At 39.7% G+C, this 24,961-nt stretch carries 18 protein-coding genes and 3 tRNA genes; 15 read left to right on the top strand and 6 right to left on the bottom strand.

The window, feature by feature from the left end:
• The first annotated feature begins 3 nt into the window (after positions 1-3).
• From ACHB7C_RS17965 to ACHB7C_RS17925, 9 genes are all read left to right on the top strand, one after another.
• Positions 4-489, top strand: a complete 486-nt coding sequence (locus ACHB7C_RS17965) for a prepilin-type N-terminal cleavage/methylation domain-containing protein (protein WP_225833046.1) — start codon at positions 4-6, stop codon at positions 487-489.
• Complete coding sequence (locus tag ACHB7C_RS17960; protein ID WP_048606299.1) at positions 483-1,100, top strand: prepilin peptidase-dependent protein; 618 nt, start codon at positions 483-485, stop codon at positions 1,098-1,100. The genes ACHB7C_RS17965 and ACHB7C_RS17960 overlap by 7 nt, the downstream gene beginning before the upstream one ends.
• Positions 1,100-1,543, top strand: a complete 444-nt coding sequence (locus ACHB7C_RS17955; protein WP_129466384.1) for a DUF2509 family protein — start codon at positions 1,100-1,102, stop codon at positions 1,541-1,543. The genes ACHB7C_RS17960 and ACHB7C_RS17955 overlap by 1 nt, the downstream gene beginning before the upstream one ends.
• Positions 1,540-1,926 carry a prepilin-type N-terminal cleavage/methylation domain-containing protein gene (locus ACHB7C_RS17950; protein WP_129466383.1) on the top strand — a complete coding sequence of 129 codons (387 nt, stop codon included), beginning with the start codon at positions 1,540-1,542 and terminating at the stop codon, positions 1,924-1,926. Before ACHB7C_RS17955 ends, ACHB7C_RS17950 begins: the two co-directional genes overlap by 4 nt.
• Entirely contained in the window at positions 1,904-5,278 is a 3,375-nt protein-coding gene (recC, locus tag ACHB7C_RS17945; RefSeq protein ID WP_131680209.1) for an exodeoxyribonuclease V subunit gamma, read from the top strand. The genes ACHB7C_RS17950 and recC overlap by 23 nt, the downstream gene beginning before the upstream one ends.
• Before the next feature lie 17 nt (positions 5,279-5,295).
• Positions 5,296-8,193 (top strand): pitrilysin, encoded by a 2,898-nt coding sequence (gene ptrA, locus ACHB7C_RS17940; protein ID WP_395348092.1) that lies wholly within the window; start codon positions 5,296-5,298, stop codon positions 8,191-8,193.
• Entirely contained in the window at positions 8,190-11,819 is a 3,630-nt protein-coding gene (gene recB / locus ACHB7C_RS17935; protein ID WP_395348090.1) for an exodeoxyribonuclease V subunit beta, read from the top strand. The genes ptrA and recB overlap by 4 nt, the downstream gene beginning before the upstream one ends.
• Positions 11,803-13,650 (top strand): exodeoxyribonuclease V subunit alpha, encoded by a 1,848-nt coding sequence (recD, locus tag ACHB7C_RS17930; RefSeq protein WP_166685714.1) that lies wholly within the window; start codon positions 11,803-11,805, stop codon positions 13,648-13,650. Before recB ends, recD begins: the two co-directional genes overlap by 17 nt.
• Before the next feature lie 64 nt (positions 13,651-13,714).
• Complete coding sequence (locus tag ACHB7C_RS17925; protein ID WP_395348087.1) at positions 13,715-14,284, top strand: hypothetical protein; 570 nt, start codon at positions 13,715-13,717, stop codon at positions 14,282-14,284.
• Positions 14,285-14,406: 122 nt separating this feature from the next.
• Here ACHB7C_RS17925 and argA read toward each other — a convergent pair whose 3' ends face one another.
• On the bottom strand, positions 14,407-15,750 hold the full coding sequence (argA, locus tag ACHB7C_RS17920) for an amino-acid N-acetyltransferase (RefSeq protein WP_042845975.1): 1,344 nt from the start codon (positions 15,748-15,750) through the stop codon (positions 14,407-14,409).
• 361 nt (positions 15,751-16,111) lie between these two features.
• On the opposite strand from argA, the gene amiC reads away from it, so the two are divergent.
• Positions 16,112-17,362, top strand: coding sequence for an N-acetylmuramoyl-L-alanine amidase AmiC (gene amiC / locus ACHB7C_RS17915; protein ID WP_042845973.1), 1,251 nt, complete (start codon positions 16,112-16,114; stop codon positions 17,360-17,362).
• A 150-nt stretch (positions 17,363-17,512) separates the two neighbouring features.
• On the opposite strand, the gene ACHB7C_RS17910 is transcribed toward amiC, so the two are convergent.
• The 3 genes from ACHB7C_RS17910 to ACHB7C_RS17900 form a co-directional block, all read right to left on the bottom strand.
• Positions 17,513-17,589 (bottom strand) — tRNA-Met (locus ACHB7C_RS17910).
• Positions 17,590-17,607: 18 nt separating this feature from the next.
• A tRNA-Met gene (locus ACHB7C_RS17905) sits at positions 17,608-17,684 on the bottom strand.
• A 63-nt stretch (positions 17,685-17,747) separates the two neighbouring features.
• A tRNA-Met gene (locus tag ACHB7C_RS17900) sits at positions 17,748-17,824 on the bottom strand.
• Between the two features lie 232 nt (positions 17,825-18,056).
• Here ACHB7C_RS17900 and mltA point away from each other — a divergent pair.
• The gene (gene mltA / locus ACHB7C_RS17895; RefSeq protein ID WP_048606311.1) at positions 18,057-19,178 is read left to right on the top strand and encodes a murein transglycosylase A; all 1,122 of its coding nucleotides are present in this window, start codon (positions 18,057-18,059) and stop codon (positions 19,176-19,178) included.
• 30 nt (positions 19,179-19,208) lie between these two features.
• A complete protein-coding gene (tcdA, locus tag ACHB7C_RS17890) occupies positions 19,209-20,027 on the top strand; it encodes a tRNA cyclic N6-threonylcarbamoyladenosine(37) synthase TcdA (RefSeq protein ID WP_042849006.1) in 819 nt (272 codons plus the stop codon).
• A 41-nt stretch (positions 20,028-20,068) separates the two neighbouring features.
• On the opposite strand, the gene csdE is transcribed toward tcdA, so the two are convergent.
• Entirely contained in the window at positions 20,069-20,527 is a 459-nt protein-coding gene (csdE, locus tag ACHB7C_RS17885; protein ID WP_048606312.1) for a cysteine desulfurase sulfur acceptor subunit CsdE, read from the bottom strand.
• A 30-nt stretch (positions 20,528-20,557) separates the two neighbouring features.
• Positions 20,558-21,763 carry a cysteine desulfurase CsdA gene (gene csdA, locus ACHB7C_RS17880; protein ID WP_042849003.1) on the bottom strand — a complete coding sequence of 402 codons (1,206 nt, stop codon included), beginning with the start codon at positions 21,761-21,763 and terminating at the stop codon, positions 20,558-20,560.
• Between the two features lie 697 nt (positions 21,764-22,460).
• On the opposite strand from csdA, the gene ACHB7C_RS17875 reads away from it, so the two are divergent.
• From ACHB7C_RS17875 to rlmM, 3 genes are read left to right on the top strand one after another with little or no spacing between them, the layout of a single operon-like run.
• Complete coding sequence (locus ACHB7C_RS17875) at positions 22,461-23,402, top strand: transcriptional regulator GcvA (RefSeq protein WP_042849002.1); 942 nt, start codon at positions 22,461-22,463, stop codon at positions 23,400-23,402.
• Positions 23,403-23,430: 28 nt separating this feature from the next.
• Complete coding sequence (locus ACHB7C_RS17870) at positions 23,431-23,826, top strand: DUF423 domain-containing protein (protein WP_042849001.1); 396 nt, start codon at positions 23,431-23,433, stop codon at positions 23,824-23,826.
• Entirely contained in the window at positions 23,819-24,922 is a 1,104-nt protein-coding gene (gene rlmM, locus ACHB7C_RS17865) for a 23S rRNA (cytidine(2498)-2'-O)-methyltransferase RlmM (RefSeq protein WP_129466378.1), read from the top strand. The genes ACHB7C_RS17870 and rlmM overlap by 8 nt, the downstream gene beginning before the upstream one ends.
• The last annotated feature ends 39 nt before the right edge of the window (positions 24,923-24,961 follow it).

Here is a 24,961-nt window from a genome sequence, read left to right as displayed (position 1 = left end):
GCGATGAAACAGAAGCAAAGTCATACCCAACATGGGTTCACTTTAATTGAAATCCTCTCAGTGTTATTTATTTGTTCTTTAACAACTTTATCTGGTATGCATCAGTGGAAACAGCATCTAGAAAAGCAACGGTTAATTGATGCTGCAAGGCAACTATCTGAGTTTATTTATAGTCATATGATGGAAGGTGTTTACTTAAATAGGCATCAGTTGTTATCAATCAAGATTGGTAAGGAGGGCTGGGGGATATCTGTAAAGGATGCTAATACCCGCCAAGAAATAGGGAAAATAACAGCGGATAAGTATCAAGGAATTGAACTTATTAGGGCTAGTCGTCACTCAGTCGATTTATATGGCAAGCAAGGTACAAGCCGCGCGTTTAGCTTCGAATTAAGAAATAAAGATACTGATATTTCTATTTATATTTCGGCCTTAGGGCGGATTAGGGCTTGCAGTAAGAAAAATATTGTTGGGTTACCCAAATGTTAAACAGGGCTAGCATTGATGGAAATAAAACACCAGATAAAAACCAAGGTGGTTTTACATTAATTGAAATGTTAATAGCAATAGTAATAAGTAGCTTTGTATGTGTTGCTGCTATGAATAGTATCCCCGCCATTTTTAAGCAAACTTATCGCGCTTATTTCCAATATCAACTTGATAGAGAAGTTAGGCAGGTCTTGCTGAATATGGAAAAAGACTTCAGGCGTATTGGTTACTGTAGCAGTGCTCATTGTACTGGTGAGCCAATAAAAATTAGTGCTAAGTTCCTGAGTAAAATTAATAACTCGTGCATAATTTTTGCTTATGACCAAGACCTGTCTGGGCAGTGGGAAAATATTAAATCAAAAAAGACAGAGACTGATTATTTTAGCTATCGTTTTAATGGTGAGAAATTAGAATCTAACCGAAACGTTAGAAACTGTGATGGAACTCGTTGGCAATCATTGTTCGACCCTAATGTTGTTAAGGTCAAACGGCTATCGTTCAATTTGTTGAAAAACAAGCGAATATTAGAAGTGTTTTTAGCAGTAGAAACTCGGTTGTTACCTAATCAAGTATTTAATTACCAGTTTGCTGTATTTCTTAGGAATCTATAATGGGGCTAATAAAGCAGCAAAATGGGAGTGTCGCTTTAGTGATGGTGGTTGTGCTAATGACCATGGGGTTGATACTCATTAAATCACTGCATTTTTACCAAGAGCGGGCTTTCGAAGAATGGCGCAAAGAAGTTCGGTATTTTAGCGGGTTTAATCGAGCAGAATCGGCACTTGCTTGGGGGGCTACACTATTGTGGGATATCCATTCACGTAACTATAAAACTTGGTTTTGCCAGCAAAATACAAACCGGAAATGGAAAAGTTGCCTAAAACATTACAAAGGTTCAAATTTTATTTTATCGGGGCAAAGTGATTATCAGTTTGGTTTAGAAATAAAAGTTTATCGTTGGGTTATATTGGATGTTAATAAGCAGCAAGTTATACCGCGTTCGAAGGGCTGGTTAGACTATTGCCCTGTGACAAAAAAAGGGTTTTGCCAGTGAAAATAGAACAGCAAGGCTTTGCATTAATACAATCAATCATTGCAACCGCAGTTTTTGCTATCTTATTAATAGCTTTGCTAAACTATACGCAATATATCGTATTGAATTTTAATCAATTGTATAAAGATTCAACGGCGGTAAGGGTCTTGCATAGTCGATTAGAAAAGCAGGGGGCAGTCGGTGATGAAACCTATTCTGAGGAAATCTCTTCCATTGGGGCGGTTTTACGTTACCCTGAATGGAAAATAGAGCAAACTCTTACGCACCCTGTTAAATATTGTACAGAGTCGATGGCTTCACTACTAATTTCAAGGCAGCGATTTTCGTTAAGCCGCTGGTACTGCTCAATAGGAGAGCATCATGTTTCAGGTTTATCATTCTAATCAATTAGATTTATTAAAAGAGTTAATTGCTCATTTAATGAAAAATGAACCACTTCCTCACCCTTTTGAGCAAGAAATTATTTTGGTGCAAAGCCCTGGTATGTCTCAGTGGCTACAAATCGAGTTAGCAAAGCAATTTGGCATTGCTGCAAATATTAATTATCCATTGCCAGCAACATTTATTTGGGACATGTTTAGGCGGGTACTCCCTGATATTCCTAAAGAAAGTGCATATACGAAACAAGCAATGACATGGAAATTGATGACAATATTGCCAACCGTGATTGATGAAGAAGAGTTTGAACCTTTAAGGCATTATCTTCAGCAAGATACAGACAAACGCAAGCTGCATCAGCTTGCAGGGAGAATTGCTGATTTATTTGACCAGTATTTAGTTTATCGTCCTCAATGGATTGAAAAATGGCAGCAAAATGAAGAGATTGAAGGGTTAAGCTCGAATCAATTATGGCAAAAGCGCTTGTGGCAATGCCTTGTTGATTATTCAAACGAATTAAAACAACCGCCTTGGCACAGGGCAAATTTATACCAAAGCTTCATTAATAAGCTGTTAGAAGTGCCTGATTTAGGAAAAATGCTACCAAAACGTATTTTTATTTGTGGCATTTCATCACTTCCACCTACGTATTTGCAGGCTCTTAATGCTATTGCAGAACATACGGACGTTCATTTAATGTTTAATAACCCCTGCCGCTATTATTGGGGGGATATTCAAAGTGCATCATTTTTAGCTAAGTTACAGCAGCGTAAGCTACGCCATTATCTTGATAAACATGAAATTTCTCGGTTTAAGGCCGAAGAACATAGCCCGACCTTATTTAATGAAAATGGTGAGCAAAATATTGCTAACCCATTGTTAGCGTCGTGGGGGAAACTTGGTAGAGACAATTTATATTTTATTGCCCAACTTGATAACGCCAATGAAATTTCTGCGTATGTAGATACAAAGCGTGCAAATTTATTAGAAAATATACAGCAAGATATCTTAGATCTGGAAAATCATGCACAGCTAGGAACGACATTAGAAAGTTATGAAACGAGTTCAGGCAAACGTCCAATAAGTGAGCTGGATGAATCTATAACATTTCATTCGTGCCATAGTGCGCAGCGGGAAGTTGAAGTATTACAAGACCGGTTATTAGCACTTTTTGAGCAAGACCCGACATTAACTCCGCGTGATATTATTGTGATGGTTGCGGATATCGATAGCTACGCACCTTATATTCAGGCTGTTTTTGGTAATACGGCATCTTCTCGCTATATTCCATTTTCAATTTCAGATAGAAAAGCACTACAAGCTCACCCAATCTTACAAGCATTTATTACGCTACTCGATTTACCTCAAAGCCGTTTTTCGACGGAACAGGTGCTTTCTTTGCTTGAAGTCTCCTCTTTTTCCCGCCGATTTGGGATCGATGAAAGCGAGTTAAGTTTATTGCGTCGATGGGTTAATGAATCGGGGATCCGCTGGGGGCTTGATGATGATAATGTACGCTCTTTTGCTCTCCCTGTTATTGGCCAGAATACTTGGGAATTTGGCTTAAGCAGGATGTTGCTTGGTTATGCAATGGATAGCCGAAATGGTCCTTGGAATGGTATTTTACCATATGATGAATGTAGTGGGTTAGCCGCGCAACTTGCTGGCAAACTCGCATTATTAATAAATACATTAAGGGAATGGCGAACCTTATTAGAGCAAGAACGTTCACTGAGTGAATGGAAGGAGCTTTGTCAGCCATTACTGGATAGCTGTTTTATGGTTGATAGCGAAACTGAGTTGGTATTAACGTTATTAACAGAACAATGGCATCAAATTATTGATAATGCGATAACATCAGGATACGACAAGCTCATTCCACTTCGTTTAATCCGTGATGAGCTCTCAGTGCGTTTTGATGACGAGAAGATAAGCCAGCGTTTTTTAGCAGGTTCGGTTAACTTTTGTACTTTGATGCCAATGCGCTCAGTCCCATTTAAAGTTGTTTGCTTATTAGGCATGAATGATGGTGCTTATCCTAGAAATATTCCACCGCTAGGCTTTGATTTAATGGCTGAAAAATCAGTCCGAGGGGATAGAAAACGGAGGGACGATGACCGTTATCTATTTTTAGAGGCATTGAACTCAGCAGCTAAACAACTCTATATTAGTTATATAGGGCTATCTATTCGTGATAATCAACCTTGTAATCCATCAGTATTAGTGACGGAATTGCTTGATTATATTTGCCAAAGTTTTTGTTTGGTAGGCGATGAGTCGCTTACCATCGATGAAAGTGCTAAGCGTTTAAATCAAAGGTTAGTTATTCAACATAATAGAGTACCATTCGCAAAAGAAAATTTCCTCCCTAAAACACCTTACCAAAGCTTTGCTAGTGAGTGGTTACTCGCAGCAAAAACAGCCAATAGAGTTGATGAACCATTTTGTTCTGTACTTGAAACTCGAGAACCTATTACGGATATTTCTCTCGAACAATTATTACGATTTTATCGTCACCCAATTCGGGCGTTTTTCCAACAACGGTTAAAAGTGCATTTTTCAATTGAAGAAACAGAGTTGCCAGAAGAAGAGCCATTTACCCTTGGTCGGTTACAACGTTATAAAATTAATGATCAAATTTTAGATTTGCTTGTCAAAGATGAAAGCCCTGATCCATTTTATTTCGCTTTGAAAGCTTCAGGTCAGTTACCGGCTAAGCAATTTGGCCAGCTTTTTTGGGAGCAGCAGTTAACTGAGATTTTACCATTAGCTGAAAAAGTTAAAGAATATGACAGGCAACTTTTTGACTATCCTATTGATTTTGAAATAAATAGGGTAAAAATTACTGGGGTACTTAAAAATGTTCACGAGACAGGTTTATTACGCTATCGACCAGCTTACTTAACCGCTAATGATGGGGTCCAGTTATGGATTGAGCATTTATTATTTAATTCGCAAATTGGTGAAGGGGACAGCCTATCACTAGGTAGGGATAATAGTATTTGGCAATTTTCATCTATTAGCAAAGAAGATGCTTTGGGGTATCTACAAGACTTAATAACAGGGTACTGTGAGGGTTTTGATTCACCCCTCATCCTTCTAAATCAAAGTGGTTGGAATTGGATAACGGCTTGTTTTGATAAAAAGACAAAGCAGTATGATTTTTCAAATGAAGAAACACAACAAAAAGCACTGTCGGCTTTGCTTCAAAGTTTGCAAGGAAGCCAAATGAAAAAAGGTGAGATGGAAGATGATTATGTGTTGCGAGCATGCAGAAATATTGATAGCGCTATGATCCAATCGCTTTTATTAAACACTCAGCGGTTCTTATTGCCGATGACAAAATACTTGAAATAACGGGAGAGCACCATAGGATGCAATATTTATCCAAAAAAATCGCTCATTTGTTCTTATTATTCACCATCTTGGTGTGTGGTAGTGCATTAGCAGCGCAACCACTCTGGGAATTACTACCAGAAACGATTAATAAGAGTGAAAGTGATCCTAGGGAATATAAAGCAATAAAATTAAGCAATGACATGACTGTCTTGTTGGTTTCAGATGCCAAAGCAACGAAATCGCTAGCTGCTGTATCGATACCTGTTGGTAGTATTGAAAACCCAGATAGCCAGTTAGGGCTAGCTCATTATTTAGAGCACATGGTCTTAATGGGGTCTAAAAAATATCCAGAGCCAAGTAGTTTCTCGGAATTTTTACAAAAGCATGGTGGCAGCCACAATGCGAGTACTGCACCTCACCGTACTGCGTATTATTTTGAAGTTGAAAATGGGGCATTGCAGGAAGCGACAGATAGACTAGCTGATGCTTTAGCAGAACCACTTTTAGACCCTATAAATGCCGATAGAGAACGTAATGCGGTCAATGCAGAGCTTACAATGGCGCGTTCTCGTGATGGCATGCGTCTATGGCAAGTGCGCTCGGAAACATTAAATCCCCAACACCCAAATTCACGCTTTTCTGGGGGGAATCTTGATACATTAAAAGATAAAGCGAATAGTAAATTACAAGACGAATTAGTGGGCTTTTATAAGCACTATTATTCTGCAAATTTAATGAATGGTGTTCTTTACGGTGATCAATCTATTGAATCATTAGCTAAAATTGCCCAAGACACATTTGGTCGTATCCCTAATTTTAATGCGAGCGTACCGGTTCTTGATATTCCAGCAGTAACAGATAAAGAAAAGGGCATCATTATTCATTATGTCCCCGCACAACCACAAAAAGCGCTACAAATTGAATTTAGCATCAAAAATAATATGGCAGACTTTCGTAGCAAAAGTGATAGCTATATTAGTTACTTGATCGGGAATAGAAGCCCTGGGACATTAGCGGACTGGTTGATATCACAAGGCTTTGCTGAGGGTATTAGTGCATCAGCCTCACCAAATGCAGATAGAAATTATGGTTCTTTTTCCATATATGTCACATTGACTGATAAAGGCTTAGAGAACAGAGACGAAATTATTGCCGCTATTTTTGCCTATCTTGATCTGATCAAGAAAGAGGGGGTCAATAAAAATTACTTTGACGAAATAGCAAACGTGCTCAATTTGTCATTTAAGTATGGGTCGATTGTAAGGGATATGAATTATATTGAATGGCTCTCTGACCAGATGATTGATGTTCCAGTTAAACATGTTCTTGATTCAGACTATATTGCAGACAAATATGATCCAGAAGCGATTAAACAACGCTTATCGGGGTTAACTGCACAAAATGCACGAGTTTGGTTTATTGGCCCGGATGAGCCTAGTAACAAAAAGGCTTACTTTGTTGATGCGCCTTATCAAGTTGATAAAATCACACAAAAACAATTTAATCATTGGTCTAATTTAGAATCTAAAATGGGTTTTAAATTACCGGTTTTAAACCCATATATTGCGGATAAATTGACGCTAATAAAAACAGATAAAGCCTATAAACACCCTGAGTTTATTTATCAGGATGGGAATACGCGTGTTTTATATATGCCAAGTCAATATTTTGCAGATGAACCCAAAGCGAGCATTACCTTATCATTACGCTCAAACCAAGGTGACAAGGATGCTAAAGAACAAGTTACAGGGGCCTTGTTGCAATATATTTCATCATTAAAAATGGATGAACTGCAATATCAGGCGTCTGTTGCAGGTATGTCTGTCTCTGTTTCTCAGGGCGTTGGATTGCAGTTAAATGCGAGTGGCTATACGCAACACTTACCTGAGCTCTTTTTGTCAATGACTAAGCTGTATCTTAGCTTTGAACCGACTGAGCAGGAATTAGCTCAAGCAAAATCTTGGTACAAAGAGCAAATTGCGGTTGCTAACAATGCTAAAGCTTATGAACTGGCAATGCAGCCCCTGCAGCGCATCAATAGCGTACCATATTTTGAGCAAGAACAGCGTCTTGCTGAATTAGATAAAATTACGCTTAAAGAAATTACTGATTATCGTGAGATGCTGGTTAAGAGTGCTGCATTACAAGCACTTGTTTTCGGTAATATCACGGAAGAAAAAAGTATTGAGACCATTAAAGATGCTAAACAGCTACTCAAAAGCGAAGGAACAAATTGGTGGCGTGGGGATATCGTTGTTATTGATAAAAGCTATTTAGCTGATTTTCATAAACAAGGGAATAGCTCCGATAATGCATTAGCGGAGATCTTTATTCCAGATGGTTATAATCGCATTGATGGCGCTGTTTTTGGTGGCATTCTCGCGAAGGTGATCCAACCTTGGTTTTATGACCAACTGAGGACAAACGAACAGCTTGGTTATGCCGTGTTTGCTTTTAAAGCGGGCCTGGGCGATCAGTGGGGAATTGGCTTTTTATTGCAAAGTAATGCTAAAACGCCGAACTACCTGAATACTCGTTATCAGGAATTTTATACCAATGCCTTGGAAAGGTTGAAAAAATTACCAACAGATGAGTTTAATCAGTATAAACAATCGATGATTACTGAAATGAAACAACCACCACAAACGTTCTATGAGGAGGTTGGTCGCTATTCTTCCGATTTCTCACGTAATATTTTCAGCTTTGATACTCGAGAAAAAGTAATAGCTACGCTTGGTTCTGCGACTAAACAACAGGTAATCAAATACTATGAAGATGCAGTTATCAAACACAAAGGGTTAGCACTTAGCTCTCAGGTTATAGGGCATGGTGTTGATGGAAAAGCAGGGTACGCTAAATTGAAAAATTGGCGGCTGTACCCAACAGCTTCAGAATTACAAAAGAGTTTACCAATAAAGGAAGATGCTGAGTGAATAACGCGCAGATAGGGTCCCAATTACTGAATGTTTTTTCATTACCGTTGCAAGGGCAGCGTTTAATTGAAGCATCGGCAGGAACCGGTAAAACATACACAATAGGTATACTTTATCTGCGTCTTTTATTAGGTTTAGGGGGGGCGAATGCTTTCTCTAGGCCTTTGAGTGTTGAGGAAATTTTAGTTGTAACCTTTACTGAAGCAGCAACGAATGAGCTACGCGGTCGTATTCGTCAGCGGATACATGAAATGCGCTTAGTGTGTTTAAGAAATGGCGTTGGTTTTGAATCACAGCCAGAATATCTTGAGCTATTAAGTGAACTTCCCGAGGGTTTACAAAGGGAATTTGCCCAAGAATGGCTATTGGCGGCAGAAAGGCAAATGGATGAAGCTGCTATCTACACTATTCATGGTTTTTGCCAAAGAATGTTGGTTCATAATGCATTTGAATCAGGTGTGTTATTTGAGCAAACAATGGTTCAAGACGAATTTCCGATTCAAAAGCAAGCTTGTGCAGATTTCTGGCGTCGTCATTTTTATCCGTTAAATTATTCGATGACGAAAGTCATTCAGTCATTGTGGAACAGCCCTGAGTCATTGTTAACAGAGATAAAACCTTTTTTGCAAGGTGATATTCCAGTTATTATTAATCAGCCTCAACAAATAGAAACACTAGAGGAACGACACCAGCGGTTAATCTCATTAATTGATTCAGTTAAAGCATCTTGGCTAGAACATTCCGCTGATTTCGAAAAGCTGATTACAGATTCTGATGTTGATAAACGAAGTTATAGTTCCCGTTTCTTACCTTCTTGGTTGATAAAAATAGCTCAGTGGGCGCAAGAGCCTACTGAGGATTATCAGTTACCAAAGGATCTCGTTCGTTTTTCACAAACTACATTGCATGAAAAATCTAAAAGCGGTTCTGGGCCAGAACATATTGTTTTTCAACATATAGACAACCTACTTTCTCAATCATTAACACTTAAAGACCTTATTATTCCACTCGCGATTTCTGAAGTTAGGCAAACTATTACTCGAGAAAAACACAATCGGGGAGAAATGGGGTTTGATGACCTATTAACTCGTTTAGATAGTGCTCTTAGCCAAGAGAGTGGGAAATTTTTAGCTCATGCTATTAGCCAGCGTTTTCCTGTGGCAATGATTGATGAGTTTCAAGATACAGATGCACAACAATACCGTATTTTTCAACGGATTTACCAAGGTGTTGAAAACAGCGCCTTACTTTTTATCGGTGACCCTAAACAGGCTATTTATGCCTTTCGTGGTGCAGATATTTTTACTTATATTGAAGCCAAAAAAGAAGTTAGTGCTCACTACACATTAGAGACTAATTACCGTTCATCTCAAAGTATGGTTGAGGCCGTTAACCATATCTTTAGTCATTGCGAATCTCCGTTCATATTTGATCAAATACCTTTTCAACCAGTTAACTTTGCCCCACAAAATAGTGGGAAAAAATTGGTCCATAATGGTGATGAAGTTAACGCTCTCACTTTTTGGCAATTGGGTGCTGAGGGGGGTTCTGTCGCGGAATATGAGCAAGCAATAGCGTCACAATGTGCGGCACAAATAGCTCAGTATTTACTAGGTGGGCTGCGAGGGGATACTTATTTTGATAATAAAGGTAAGTGTACTCCTGTTGCAGCTTCAGATATTACCGTCTTGGTACGTAGCCGGCGAGAGGCCGTATTAATTCGCGATGCTTTAAATCAACTGAATATAGCTTCTGTTTTTCAATCCAATAGGGAAAGCGTATTTTCCACCCCCGAAGCTAGGGATCTGTTGTGGTTATTGCAGGCGGTATTATCCCCTGAAAAAGAACGTGTTTTGCGTAGTGCATTAGCCACAGGGATATTAGGTTTATCAGCAAAGCAAATAGATGACCTTAATCACGATGAGAAAGCGTGGGAACAATTAGTAGATGAATTCGCTCGTTATGCACAAGTGTGGCAAAAACGTGGTGTACTCCCAATGCTTCGCATGGTGATGGCTCAGAGGCATATCGCTGAAACATTATTATCTGGAATTGATGGCGAACGCCGATTGATGGATGTAATGCATATTGGTGAACTGTTGCAAGAAATGTCACTACAACTTGAAGGTGAGCACACACTTACTCGATGGTTAGCGCAGCAGATTGCACACCCAGACCATCAATCAGATGCGCAACAAATGCGCCTTGAAAGTGATAAACATCTGGTTCAAATTAGTACAATTCATAAATCTAAAGGTCTTGAATACAAAATTGTTTGGTTACCTTTTGCCAGTAATTTTTTACCTCAGTCCAAAGGGTTATATCACGACAGAACAGATTTCGGTACAAGGCTAGACTTGTCTGATGGTGAAGATACCGTGGCCTTGGCTGATGAAGAGCGATTAGCTGAAGATTTGCGTTTATTATACGTAGCCTTAACTCGGGCTATCTATCACTGTAGTGTGGGGGTTGCGCCGCTGATCAAAGGGAATAGAAAGAAAAGTGGTGAAACGGACTTACATTTATCTGCGCTTGGATACGTCATACAAAAAGGGCAGGCAGGAGATAGCCAACTGTTAAATGAGATGCTCGATGAACTCAGTAACGATGTAATTAATGTTACTGTCATTGATGTACCTGAATTTGAACGTTTAACTCTTGAGTCAAATCATGATGAAAACTTAGCGGCAAGGGAAGTCACTCGCTATTTTGATGACCACTGGCGTGTTACCAGCTATTCGGGGCTAAGTTATGGTTCTAGCCATTCAGAAGACGGGCAAGCGGTATCCGCTCTACAATTTGCAAATTCACTAGCACCAAATATGGATACTGAAGTCAGCGTTGATGTTGAGCAACAAGAAGGTGAAAATTCGGCTGAATTTTTAACGCCCCATCAATTCCCTAGAGGGGCATTGCCGGGGACCTTTTTACATACTCTGATGGAAGAGATTGATTTCTCTGAAGCAATTTCGGTTGAATGGTTAACTGAAAAATTAGAAGCGGCAGGGTTTGGTATTCAATGGGCACCTATGTTGCAAGAGTGGTTAAATGCGATTGTTCAGGCTCCGTTAGCAGATGATGGCTTATGTTTATCTGCATTACAGCCACAAGATCAGTTAGATGAAATGCAATTTTATATCCCTATAGAATCGGAACTCACGGCTAATCATTTAGATAAAATTGCCCATCAATATGACCCGCTATCTCAGCGTTGCCCTCCGTTGAATTTTGAAAAGGTACAAGGGATTTTAAAAGGGTTTATTGATTTGACTTTTTTTTGGGGTGGCAAATTTTATCTTCTTGATTATAAATCAAATTACCTGGGTGAGGATGCTAGCTTTTATACTCAAGAAGCAATGGCCGAAGCCATGATCGATCACCGATATGATTTACAATATCAATTATATTCCTTGGCACTACACCGCTATTTAAAACAAAGGTTACCTAATTATGATTACGAAACGCATTTCGGTGGTGTGTATTACTTATTCCTAAGAGGGATTGATAAGGTAAATTCGCATAATGGAGTCTTTTTTTATCGGCCTTTAGAAGCTTTTATTGGGGAATTGGATCTCCTTTTTCAAGGTAGGCAACAAGGGGAGGTGCTGAATGAAAGCACTATTTAATCGGGGAATTGAAGAACGTATTTTTACTCCACTTGATGTGCAATTTGCCTATAGCCTATCAGAGGATGAAAACCCAATACTACTGATGGTTACTGCTATTCTTAGTGCGGAAACGATGGCAGGGCATGTTTGCTTAGCGTTATCTGACATCATGCCTGAAAAGTTATTTGCAGGTCGGCATCCTGAACTGGCCGCGGAGTTTTGGCACAAAATGGGGCAGCCAGATGAGCAAACGGTTTATCAAACTTTGCTGCAAGCAAATGCAGTTTCGTTAGGAAATGAAAATAAAACTTCACCGTTGGTTCTGTCGGGAGATTACTTATATTTTCAACGAATGTGGCAATATGAGCAGTATGTTGCGCATTATTTTTCTAACACCCCAATAGATGATAAACATAACCAACAAATCAAGGTGGTTTTAGATAATTTATTTCCGATCTCAGATGAGATTGATTGGCAGAAAATTGCAGCTGCTGTTGCCGTGACGAGTAAAGTCTCCATAATTTCTGGGGGGCCGGGAACAGGGAAAACAACAACGGTCGCGCGTATCCTCGCTGCATTAATTAAACTGGAAACTAAGCATGAGTATAGGGTCAGAATTGAGCTTGCGGCGCCTACAGGTAAAGCGGCTGCAAGGTTAACCGAATCTTTAGGAGAGGCAATGAAACATATGCCTTTAACCGATGATGAGAGGGCGTTATTACCACATCAAGCGAAAACACTTCATCGTTTACTTGGTGCTCAGCCTGAAAGCCAAAAATTTCGCTATAACCGAGATAACCGATTATCGCTAGACATTTTAATTGTTGATGAAGCATCAATGGTCGATTTACCGATGATGGGTAAATTACTTGAGTCGCTGCCTGAAAATGCAAAACTTATTTTTCTTGGTGATAAGGACCAACTTGCATCTGTTGAAGCAGGGGCTGTACTCGGGGATATTTGCCAGTTTGCAGATAATGGCTACAGCCTTGAACGAGCGGCTCAGCTTTCTGAAATATCGGGTTATTCTATCGAACAATACTCTTCGACAACAGGTCCGATAATTCGCGATAGTTTGTGTTTATTGCGCAAAAGCTACCGTTTTTCTGCTGATTCAGGAATTGGGAAACTTGCTTTTGCTGTAAATGCGGGAAATGTACTTGGTGTTCAAAAGTTATTAAAGCAAGGCTGTTTTGATGTGCATAATTATGTGCAAGAAACGGCAGATGATTATGCACAAATTTTATTAAATGCCTCTGAAAATTATAAAGATTATTTATTGGCTGTAAAATCAAAGGAAACGCCGGCTCAGGTTTTAAAAAAGTTTAATCAATATCGTTTATTAACCGCTTTACGGGAAGGCCCTTTTGGGGTAGTAGGCCTGAATGATAAATTAGAAAAATTATTACATCGGCAAGGGTTAATAAACCGTCCCTATAATTTATTAAATAAACACTATGCTGGCCGGCCAATCATGATTAGCCGCAACGATAGTCCACTAGGGTTATTCAATGGGGATATTGGGGTCATATTACCTGATGAAAATAATAGCCTGAGAGCTTACTTTCAATTTCCAGATGGCACTATTCGTGGAATACAACCGAACCGCCTACCACAGCATGAAACCGCTTATGTGATGACGGTTCATAAATCACAAGGTTCGGAGTTTGCTCATACCGCATTAGTGTTACCGCAGGTATATTCACCTGTTATTACACGTGAACTCGTCTATACCGCAATAACCCGAGCAAAAAAAGAATTGTCCCTTTATGGGAGCCCAAAAGTATTACGTCGAGCAATTGAAACGCCGACAAAACGGCGCAGTGGTTTGGCGATACAATTAATGTGACTAAGATATACTTAAGTGACAGTTATATTTAAATAATTTATAACCATAGATTAAAGGTAATAAGATGGATAACCAGCAAGAAATGACCACAATAACCCTAACATTAAATGCAAGGCTTGAGCCGATTAGGCGTGCAGATTTAGAAGATGCATTTGATGAAGTCATGAAAAGCATGGGGAAAGATATCCATGTTACTGGTGGTGGTACGTCACTTGATGATAATGGTGAGGCACAAGAATGCGATATAGAAATCGCTATTGCGGATGCTAGTGACGAAAATATCAGCTTAATTATCCAGCTATTTACTTCAATGTTAGCGCCGAAGGGCTCTCGTTTATTTATTCATGGTGAAGATGTCCGGATTGATTTTGGTACAGATGAAGGGCTGGCAATTTATTTTAATGGAACAGAATTAGCCGATGAGGTTTATGAAAACGGAGATATCAATGAGGTCTTTGACATACTTGATGAAGCAGTTGAAGATATTGGTAGTATCCATGGTGTTTGGGATGGGCCAACAGAAACAGCATTTTACTTTTACGGCACTTCTTTTGCTGAAATGGAAGCTGCATTAAAACCCCATTTAGATACAATCCCATTATGCCAAAAGGCAAGGGTTGTACAAATAGCTTAACTGTGTAATTTATTCCTAGCTAGAGTTAAAGTTGTAAAAGTGCCCACCCAAATTATACATCCATATGATTTGGGTGGGCGAGGATAATTAACCAGCTATGGTTTCAAATAGTGTCGAAATAGTTATTTATCTGATTGGGTTTTTAAATCTAATATTAAAATCTTAGAACGCCGCTGGTAGTTATATAATGCTTGTTTCTTCAATGGTAGCATTTCAATTTCAGCAGGGGTAAAGCCACGTTCTTGGAACCAATGAATGCTGCGTGTTGTTAATACAAACAATCTGTCTAAGCCAAATTGTTTTGCTTGAGCTGCCACTCGATTAAGTAGTTCTTCCCCTCTGGCAGAGCTGCGGTAGTCAGGGTGAACTGCAACACATGCCATTTCTCCAAGTTTTTCTTCTGGGTATGGATAGAGAGCCGCACAAGCAATCACCAAGCTATCACGTTCAATAATGGTAAATTTGTCGATTTCCATTTCAAGCTGCTCACGTGAACGCCGTACTAAAATGCCTTGCTGCTCGAGTGGGCGAATAAGTTCTAAAATGCCCCCAATATCGTTAATATTTGCGCGGCGGATTTGCTCTGCACTTTCCATTACTATTTGGGTACCAATACCATCGCGGGAGAACAGCTCTTGGATTAAAGACCCATTTTCTTGGTAGCTCAATAAGTGGCTACGGCGAACACCACGACGGCAAGCTTTTGCTGCACCGCGTAAAAAGCGTACAGTTCCTGAGTAATAATCCCCTTCAGATTCTAGCTGTTGAATGAGGTTTTCCGCTTCATTTGGGAATAACTCAGACAGGATATTACCGTTCTTATCAGCAACCCCTTGCGAAGAGCAAAAACCGATAAGTTTCTCAGCCTTCATTTTTACAGCGAGTTGGGTGGCTATCTCTTCTGAGGTGAGATTAAAGCTTTCCCCAGTAACAGAAACGGCAACAGGGCCAATGAGTACAATGGAACCGTTATCGAGTTGGTTATTAATCGCTTCTTCATTAATACGGCGTATCCTACCACTATGGCAATAATCAATACCGTCATCGACACCTAATGGTTGAGCAATAACAAAATTACCACTAACTACATTAATATGCGCGCCTTGTAACGGAGTGTTACCTAAGCTCATGGATAACCGAGCTGTAATATCTAATTGTAAAGCACCTGAGGCTTGTTTGACATATTCAAGTGTATTGGCATCAGTTACGCGAGTATGTTTGTGATAAACAGCGTCATAGTTATGCTCTGCTAGGATATCTTCGATTTGAGGCCGAGCGCCATAAACGACGATAATCCTTATGCCTAAACTATGTAATAACCCTATATCATTGACAATACTAGGGAAATTTTCATGGGCAATTGCTTCACCACCAAGCATAATAATAAAAGTTTTGCCGCGGTGGGCGTTTATATAAGGGACCGAATGGCGAAACTCATCAACCAATTCGGTACTGCGCTCTTTCATAACGACCCTCTTAAATGAATTTTTATTCGCTAATAATGTATTTTTATTCTTTTTGGCGCAGAATATCAAGTAAAAGATGGTATAAAAAAAGTAACAATTTTATTTTTGACGTTTACATATCTCTAAATTTAACTATATATACTCTACGGAAATTAAATTGCTTAAAATTGACACAGAAAGTCACTCAAAAACATTTTCTCTAGGTATGATTAAGTTATGCTTATAGTGGTAAGTCTATAGATGTCTTGTATATTCTTAATGACAGAGCACAAATGATTAGTTAGAGTGCTTATTTCTGGTCAAGCTATTGGCAGTTATTCTTAAATCACTTTATTTCTCAGTTCTAGGTTCGGAATTATTGATGAGTCATCAAGATCACAGCCCATCGAAGCGCCGTTTTATACAGGGCGCAGCTGCAGTTATGTTACTGAGCGTCAGCCCATTCGGTTTTTCTGCAAATAGCAGCGTCATCGCTGTGCGTATTTGGCCTGCATCAAGCTATACCCGAGTTACGCTAGAATCCAGCGTCCCGTTAAAGTATCGCCAGTTTGTGCTTAATAACCCTGAGCGCATTGTTGTCGATCTTGAAGGGGTGCAGTTAAATAATGTGCTTAAACAGATGGGGACTCAGATCCAAACTCGTGACCCGTATTTGAAGTTGGTTCGGGTAGGGCAGTTTGATCCTCAAACGGTTCGTTTAGTTTTTGAAGTAAAAAATAGAGTTAGCCCTCAGTTCTTTACGATAACGCCTGTTGGTGAATTTAAACATCGTTTAGTGCTTGATTTTTATCCGGGCAAAGGTGTCGATACCAATGATGACCCACTGTTGGCACTACTTGAGGATTACAATAAAGGTGATCTCGAAGAAAATATGCCAGCTCAAGCTAAAAAACCAGGGAAGGCGGGAAGGGATCGCCCGATTATTATTATGATAGACCCAGGACACGGTGGTGAAGACCCAGGTGCGATAGGGAAATATAAAACGCGAGAAAAAGATGTCGTCCTGCAAATCGCACGTCGTTTAAAAGCGTTAATTGATAAAGACCCTAAAATGCGGGCTTATATGACACGAAATGAAGACGTTTTTATTCCGTTGAAGGTTCGTGTTGCGAAAGCAAGAAAGATGCAAGCAGATTTATTTGTTTCTATTCATGCTGATGCATTTACTAATCGTTCAGCACGCGGTTCCTCTGTCTTTGCTTTATCAACGAAAGGGGCTACCAGTAATACGGCTCGCTATCTTGCGCAAACTCAGAATGAAGCTGACTTAATTGGTGGGGTAAGTAAGAGTGGAGATGTATATCTTGACCATACAATGCTTGACTTGGTCCAAACGGCAACGATCAATGATAGTTTGAAGTTTGGTGATGAAGTATTAAAACTCATGGGTAAAGTCAATAAATTGCATAAGAACAAAGTTGACCAAGCCGGGTTTGCGGTACTTAAAGCGCCTGAAATACCATCAATTCTAGTTGAAACCGCATTCATTAGTAATTTAGAAGAAGAGCGAAAGCTTAAAACAGCTAAGTTCCAGCAACAAATGGCTGAATCTATTTTTGAAGGGGTTAAAGCCTATTTCCGCAATGGTGGAGAGCTAGCTATTCGTAACTAATCGAGTGAGCTATTAGGTATATGTTGATATAAAGGTGATGAACTAATTTGTGAGTCGCCTTTTTTATTTGCATAAATAAAAAAATAAGGGTTTATACAGGATAAAGACTAAAGGTGATTTGCTATTCAAGGAAGGAAATTAAGAAAGAATTGGTTGCGGGGGCTGGATTTGAACCAACGACCTTCGGGTTATGAGCCCGACGAGCTACCATGCTGCTCCACCCCGCGACTGAAGAAGTAAAAAATTGGTTGCGGGAGCTGGATTTGAACCAACGACCTTCGGGTTATGAGCCCGACGAGCTACCATGCTGCTCCATCCCGCGACTGAATTTTTACATCTTTATACTGCTGACTACTTTTAATACTTTACTGATAAAATCAGTAATTGGTTGCGGGGGCTGGATTTGAACCAACGACCTTCGGGTTATGAGCCCGACGAGCTACCAAGCTGCTCCACCCCGCGTCCGATTCGGGCACTATACTCGGGATGAGATCTGATGCAAGTTTTTTCGTGTTTTTTTTTCAAATTTCAGCATCTACAGAACAAAATCCGCACTGAATGTCTATTTTTTAATCTTTAGTGGGAGTGTTGAGAAAAATAACTGAACTAAATATGTTTACTCGTTTCATTCCCAATTTGGGTTTGCTATTGTGCGTTTCATATTGGATTGTTGGATGCGCTTGGGTGGTGGAGAATGAATTTAGGACTGACAAAAATTGTAAATAAGCGAGCAGTAAAAAATGGGTTGGTAATCAGTGTGTTTTTTTCTTTATTGGCAGGATGCCAAACTCATCCAACGGATAAAGGCCAACAATATAAAGATGGGCGTTTAGTACAAGACCTGCAAAAAGTTAACCAAGTGAATGTTCAAGGTCGGCCTATTAATGCACCTGATTTTAATCAACAAGTTGTTGAGATCAAAAATGCATCACCCCGTTTATTTCAAAATAACAGCGATACCTACCATGCTATCGAGAATTGGTTAATGGCGGGGGGAGAACCTGCGAAATTAGCTAATTTCAATTTAACAGCTTTTCAAATGGAAGGAGCTGATAATTATGGGAATGTGCAATTTACTGGTTATTACACGCCTGTTATCGAGGCTAGACGTGTCCCACAAGGTGAATTTCGTTACCCTCTATATGGTATGCCACCGAAAAGAAAATCCCGCTTACCTAGCCGAGCAGCTATTTACAATGGTGCATTGAGTGATAATTTAATTTTAGCTTATAGTAACTCTGTCGTTGATAATTTTATGATGGAGGTACAAGGAAGTGGTTATGTTGACTTTGGTGATGGCAGCCCACTGAATTTCTTTGGTTACGCAGGTAAAAACGGTCATGCATACAAAAGTATCGGTAAAGTGCTTGTTGATCGTGGAGAAGTACCATTAAACCAAATGTCTTTGCAAGCTATCCATGATTGGACAAATAACCACAGTGAGCAAGAAGTTCGCCAATTATTAGAAGAAAACCCATCGTTTGTTTTCTTTAAGCCTCAATCATTTGTCCCTGTTAGGGGGGCGAGTGCAGTACCTTTAATTGCTAAAGCTTCAGTGGCATCAGATAAAACATTAATTCCGCCTGGGACCGCATTACTTGCAGAAATCCCCGTATTAGACGGTAATGGTAAATTTACGGGGCAGTATGAAATGCGTATGATGGTTGCCTTAGATGTCGGAGGGGCAATTAAAGGACATCATTTTGATATTTACCATGGAACGGGCCATGAAGCTGGGAAAATGGCAGGTTTTTATAATCATTATGGGCGAGTTTGGGTGTTGAAAAAAAGCCAACCGCTTTTTGGTACAATGTAGTTAACGTTTTAACTAAGGTTGTTTGTTATTATGCAAGCTAAGCTTTCAGATGCTTGGATGCAGCGTTTTGCTGGGATCGGGCGTTTATATGGGCAACAAGCCCTTCATCTTTTTGCACGATCTCACATTTGTGTTATTGGTGTCGGTGGGGTTGGTGTATGGGCAGCTGAGGCGCTAGCTCGTTCAGGTATTGGTTATATTACTTTGATTGATATGGATGATATTTGTGTAACCAATACAAACCGCCAATTACATGCAATAAAATCGACAGTGGGCTTACCCAAAGTTGAAGTCATGAAAAATCGCATTTTGGAAATAAACCCTGAATGTGTAGTGAATGTGATTGATGATTTCATCACTGTTGATAATGCTGCTCAATACCTTAGTACGGGGTTTGACTATGTTATTGATGCGATTGATAGTGTTAGGCCAAAAGCTGCACTGCTAGCGTATTGCAGGCGCTTTAAAGTCCCTGTGGTAACGACCGGGGGAGCCGGGGGGCAGATTGACCCCACGCAAATCCAAGTTTCAGATCTCGCAAAAACTATACAGGACCCATTAGCTGCCAAACTACGTGAACGTTTGAAATCTGATTTTAATGTCGTGAAAAATGGCAAAGGCAAGCTTGGTATTGATTGCGTTTTCTCAACTGAGCAATTAGTTTACCCGCAAAGTGATGGGACGGTGTGTGCCGCTAAAAGCACCGCCGAGGGTTCTAAGCGTATGGATTGCGCAGCAGGTTTTGGCGCAGTAACCATGGTAACTGCGAGCTTTGGCTTTATCGCAGTTTCTCATGCACTCAAAAAAATGGTTGCAAAAGCGCAAAGGCAGGCAAGTCAAAGTGAGTAAGAATAGGAAGAGGCCATAAAATAGCCTCTTTCTAGCATTGATTATGCTGGCGTCATTTCACTGGCAATATTTTGAATTGCACTAATGAGTGATTGAATGCCATTTTGGCGGGATTCACTTAGCTGTGCCGGTAAGCCAGTTTGGGTGAGTAAATCATTAAAATTAATATCTATGATTTCCTGCGCTGTTTTTTGTTCTACCGCCGCGAGTAAAATGGTAAATAAACCTTTTACTACACGCCCCTCACTATCACCATAAAAGTGGAACGTATTATTATCATTGAGCAGTGCACCTATCCAGACGCGGTTTTCACAGCCTTTAACCTCTTGAGTTTGTTGCTTTTCATCGTCAGTTAATGGTGGTAACTTTTTAGCAAGCTGGATGAGCAAACGATACTTATCTTCCCATGCTTTGTACGTTGAAAATTGTTCAACTATTTCTTGAATTCCAATCTCTGTACCAAAAGGGTGCGGAGCAAAATCATGTTTAGTCGAAGTCATTAGGCTTCCTTCTGTATCTTTAGTCTTCATTTAATCATTTAGTATAGAAAGTGAGAGTGTGACTGCATCGATAAACTTATTGATATCTTGCTGGTTGTTATAAGGCATTACTGAAATGCGCAAACACCCACTAATATTCAATGCATCCATTAAGGGTTGGGCACAATGCTGACCATAGCGTAATGCAATATTTTGCTCGGTCAAGAGGGTACCTAAATCGCTATGATGAATATCTTTAAAATTAAATGATAATAAAGGGGAGTGAGAAGGGTGATAACTCATAAAGTTGGGGAGTAATGACAGCTTCTCGTAGGCGTATTCCACCAAGGAACATGCATAAGCTTCAGCAGAAGTTAAATCGACACCTTCTAGCCACTTAAGGACAGCAGAAAAGGCAATGACGCCAGCAATATTTGGTGTTCCAGCCTCAAAACGCTGTGGGATAGGCGCAGGGGTAAAATGGTCAAATGTGACATCAGTCAGCATTTTACCTCCTCCGTGCCAAGGGCTCATTTGTTCTAATAGCTCAGTTTTCGCATAACAAACCCCAAGCCCTGTAGGGCCATACAATTTGTGGGCTGAAAATGCGTAAAAATCAATATTCAGCTTTTTTACATTTATTGGGCTATGTACTACACCTTGTGCTCCATCAACCAGAACAAGTGCCCCAACTTGGTGAGCCAACTGAGTTATAGCATGTAAATCAGTTTGATATCCCGTTACATTGGACATTTGTGTGATAGCAACAAGTTTGCTTTTTGTGGAGAGCTTTGATTTGAGCACATCAAGGCTTAATGTTAAGTCTTTTTCAACAGGCCATTTAATTATTTTAGCGCCAGTTTGTTGAGCTAGCATAATCCAAGGTAATAAATTTGAGTGATGTTCGATTTCACTTACAATAATTTCATCACCGGGTTGTAATCTTGAGCGAAAATAACACTGAGCAATTAAATTGATTGATTCAGTAGTTCCACGCGTCCAGATAATATTTTTTTCGCTGGGGGCATTAATCAATTTGGCAGTGCGGACACGCCCTTGTTCATAGTCACGAGTTAATTTTAAGGCGTCAGGGGATTGGCCCCGATAAACAGAACTACCTGATAAACGGTAATAATTATTTGAAGCATCGATCATGGCTATGGGTTTTAATGCGGTAGCTGCACTATCAAAAAATAGAGTCGATGAGTCTAAAGCAGGAAATGCGAGACGAAATGAAGCGGCGCTAAAATGGTCCATGAGTTCTTTCTTTTAGTCAAAATTTATCTGTTATTGGCTATTGCTGAGTGTGGTGTAATTTGATTGTACATTTATTAGTACATTTATAGTTATTTTTTTGATTAATTTAAACATATCATTTTCAACCTAAGCATTGAAATATTTTGTTACGTTTGGTATTAATTGTTATCAATTATCTAGAATGTGTTTTTTAAAATGATTTAGCGTTTTGCATTACAATGCAATCCTTTTTATTCAGAAATTATTTTATTGATATCCTTTACGAACATATTTCAAGAATTATCTTAAATATCTAACTGAAAGTTTTTTCGGTACACTAGTAGTTATCTATAGATTATTGTATTTATTACGTTAAATTGCTTAGGTATTTATTGTTAGTGGTTTAAATAAATAGCAAAAAAAAGCACCGCGCGTTGGCGGTGCACTATAAAAATCACTATGGACAGACAGGGTAAATGTACAGGAAGTGAAAAAAACAGTAGCAAAGCTACAAAGTCTGGCTGAACCAGACAACTTGCAAACACAACATCACAACCACAAAGCCAAAAGTTCCAAAGTAACTAAACTCTGTAACTTTTCGTTCCGGCTTAGGAAGTGTGCATACTATAGGTATTTACTGGCGTATCCTCAAGGGACAAATTATAATGCTTCGGATGAAAAAAACTAATGAATAACAATATGCCAAGTAGAAGTGATTATGTCTAAAAGATTACCGCCCCTGAATGCACTGAGAGTCTTTGATGCAGCAGCTCGTCATTTAAGTTTTACTAAGGCTGCAGAAGAATTATTTGTAACGCAAGCTGCTGTTAGTCACCAAATGAAAAGTTTGGAGGATTTTCTTGGGCTCAAGCTGTTTCGCCGACGTAATCGTTCATTATTATTAACGGAAGAAGGGCAGAGCTATTATCTTGATATTAAAGAAATTTTCTCTTCTTTAAATGAGGCGACACGCAAGCTTCAAGCGCGAAGCGCGAAAGGAGCTCTAACAGTAAGTTTGTCACCAAGCTTTGCTATCCAATGGCTTGTACCAAGGCTTTCAGGCTTTAACCAAGCTTATCCTGGTATTGATGTAAGAATACAGGCTGTGGATAGAGAAGAAGATAAATTGGCAGATGATGTTGATGTCGCTATTTTCTACGGTAGAGGAAATTGGTCAGGGTTAAGAACGGATCGGCTGTATGCTGAATATCTAATGCCAGTATGTTCACCATCGTTATTAACAGGTGATAACCAACTTAAAAATCCCGAAGATTTAGCAAAACATACGTTACTTCACGATTCTTCTCGAAGAGACTGGCAAGCGTATGTTAAACAACTAGAGTTACAGAATGTGGTCAATGTACAGCAAGGGCCTATTTTTAGTCATAGTGCTATGGTTATCCAAGCTGCTGTACATGGGCAAGGTATTGCATTAACAAATAATGTGATGGCCAAAAATGAAATTGATGCAGGGCGTTTAGTTTGCCCCTTCAGTGAAGTATTGGTGAGTAAAAATGCATTTTATTTAGTCTGCCAAGAAAGCCAAGCAGATTTGGGCAAAATAGCGGCATTTCGCCAGTGGATCTTAGGGCAAGCAGCGAGTGAACAAGAAAAATTAGGCTTTATTACGGGTGACCAAGATGTGGCGCTTATTCAGTAATCAAGTAGTTAAATAAAAAGGTGTTACTGTGAATAGTCGTTTGATGTTAATTTTTGCTGGGATTAGTGGCTTCTTTACTGTTGCTTTTGGGGCTATAGGCTCTCATGCGTTGTCGTCAATCATGAGTGTCCACCAAATGGACTGGATTGAAACAGGCTTACGTTATCAGATGTTACATACTGTTGCGCTTATGGTGTTAGGTGCAGTTTTATTGCGTAAAGTGGTTCTATGGTTTTACTGGTCAGGGGTATTTTTTTCAGTTGGCATACTTCTTTTTAGCGGTAGTCTTTATTGTATGGCCCTATTGCAGGTAAAATACTTTTCTTATTTTACGCCAATAGGGGGAGTATGTTTCCTGATTGGCTGGCTGTTAGTAGTAATTGGCGCTATGCGTCTAAGGAAATCGGCGTCACGTAATGAGTAATAAAATTGCACTATATTGCCGTCCAGGCTTTGAGAAAGAGTGTGCAGCAGAGATTACAGACAAAGCCGGGCAAAAAGAAATTTATGGTTTTGCTCGGGTAAAAGAAAATAGTGGTTATGTTATTTTTGAGTGTTACCAAGCAGAAGATGCAGATACACTCGCGCGGACGTTGCCTTTTCGAGAGTTAATTTTTGCTCGTCAAATGATTGTGGTGGGGGATTTACTAAAAGATCTGCCGCCAGAGGATCGTATTACCCCGATTATAAACGCGCTGAGCCAGCAAGTTGCTCGAGCGGGTGATATTCGTGTTGAAGTGGCAGACACGAATGAATCTAAAGAGTTAATGAAGTTCTGCCGTAAGTTTACGGTGCCTTTACGTAATGCATTACGTAAAGAGAAAATTTTACTTCCTCTTGAAAATTTTAAGCGCCCAGTGATCCATGTATTTTTTATTGCTCCGGGTTGCTGTTATACAGGGTATTCCTATACCAATAACAGTTCGAATTTTTATATGGGTATCCCGCGATTAAAATTTCCATCAGATGCGCCAAGTCGCTCAACATTAAAACTCGAAGAAGCTTTTCATGTATTTATTCCGTATGAAGAGTGGGAAGAGCGGTTAGCAAGCGGTATGAACGCAGTTGATTTAGGGGCATGTCCGGGAGGTTGGACATACCAATTAGTGAAGCGCAGTATGATGGTTCATGCCGTAGATAATGGCCCAATGGCAGAAAGCTTAATGGATACTGGGCAAGTTAAACACCACCGAGCTGATGGTTTTAAGTTTCAGCCAAGTTCACAAAACATTACTTGGTTAGTATGTGATATGGTTGAAAAACCGGCGAAGGTGGCTGCACTGATGACTGATTGGCTAGCACAAGGTTGGTGTCGGGAAGCTATTTTCAATCTCAAGTTGCCAATGAAAAAGCGTTATGAAGAAGTTTCACATATTCTGGAAAAGATGAAAACACAGCTAAAAGAGCAAGGTGTGAATGTGTTAATTCAAGCTAAGCAACTTTATCATGACCGAGAAGAAGTCACTGTACATGTGATGAGAATTTGGTCTGCCAACCCAATGGCGCGTGAATATTACTAGTTAGTGTACTGCCATTCTAAAGGCCGCCAAGTGTGGCCT

It is taken from the genome of Providencia sp. 2024EL-00732, assembly GCF_044006275.1.
GTDB classification, from domain to species: Bacteria; Pseudomonadota; Gammaproteobacteria; order Enterobacterales; family Enterobacteriaceae; genus Providencia; species Providencia huashanensis.
Note: the sequence above shows the minus strand (reverse complement) of the source record. Positions and strands in the feature narration are given on the sequence as shown.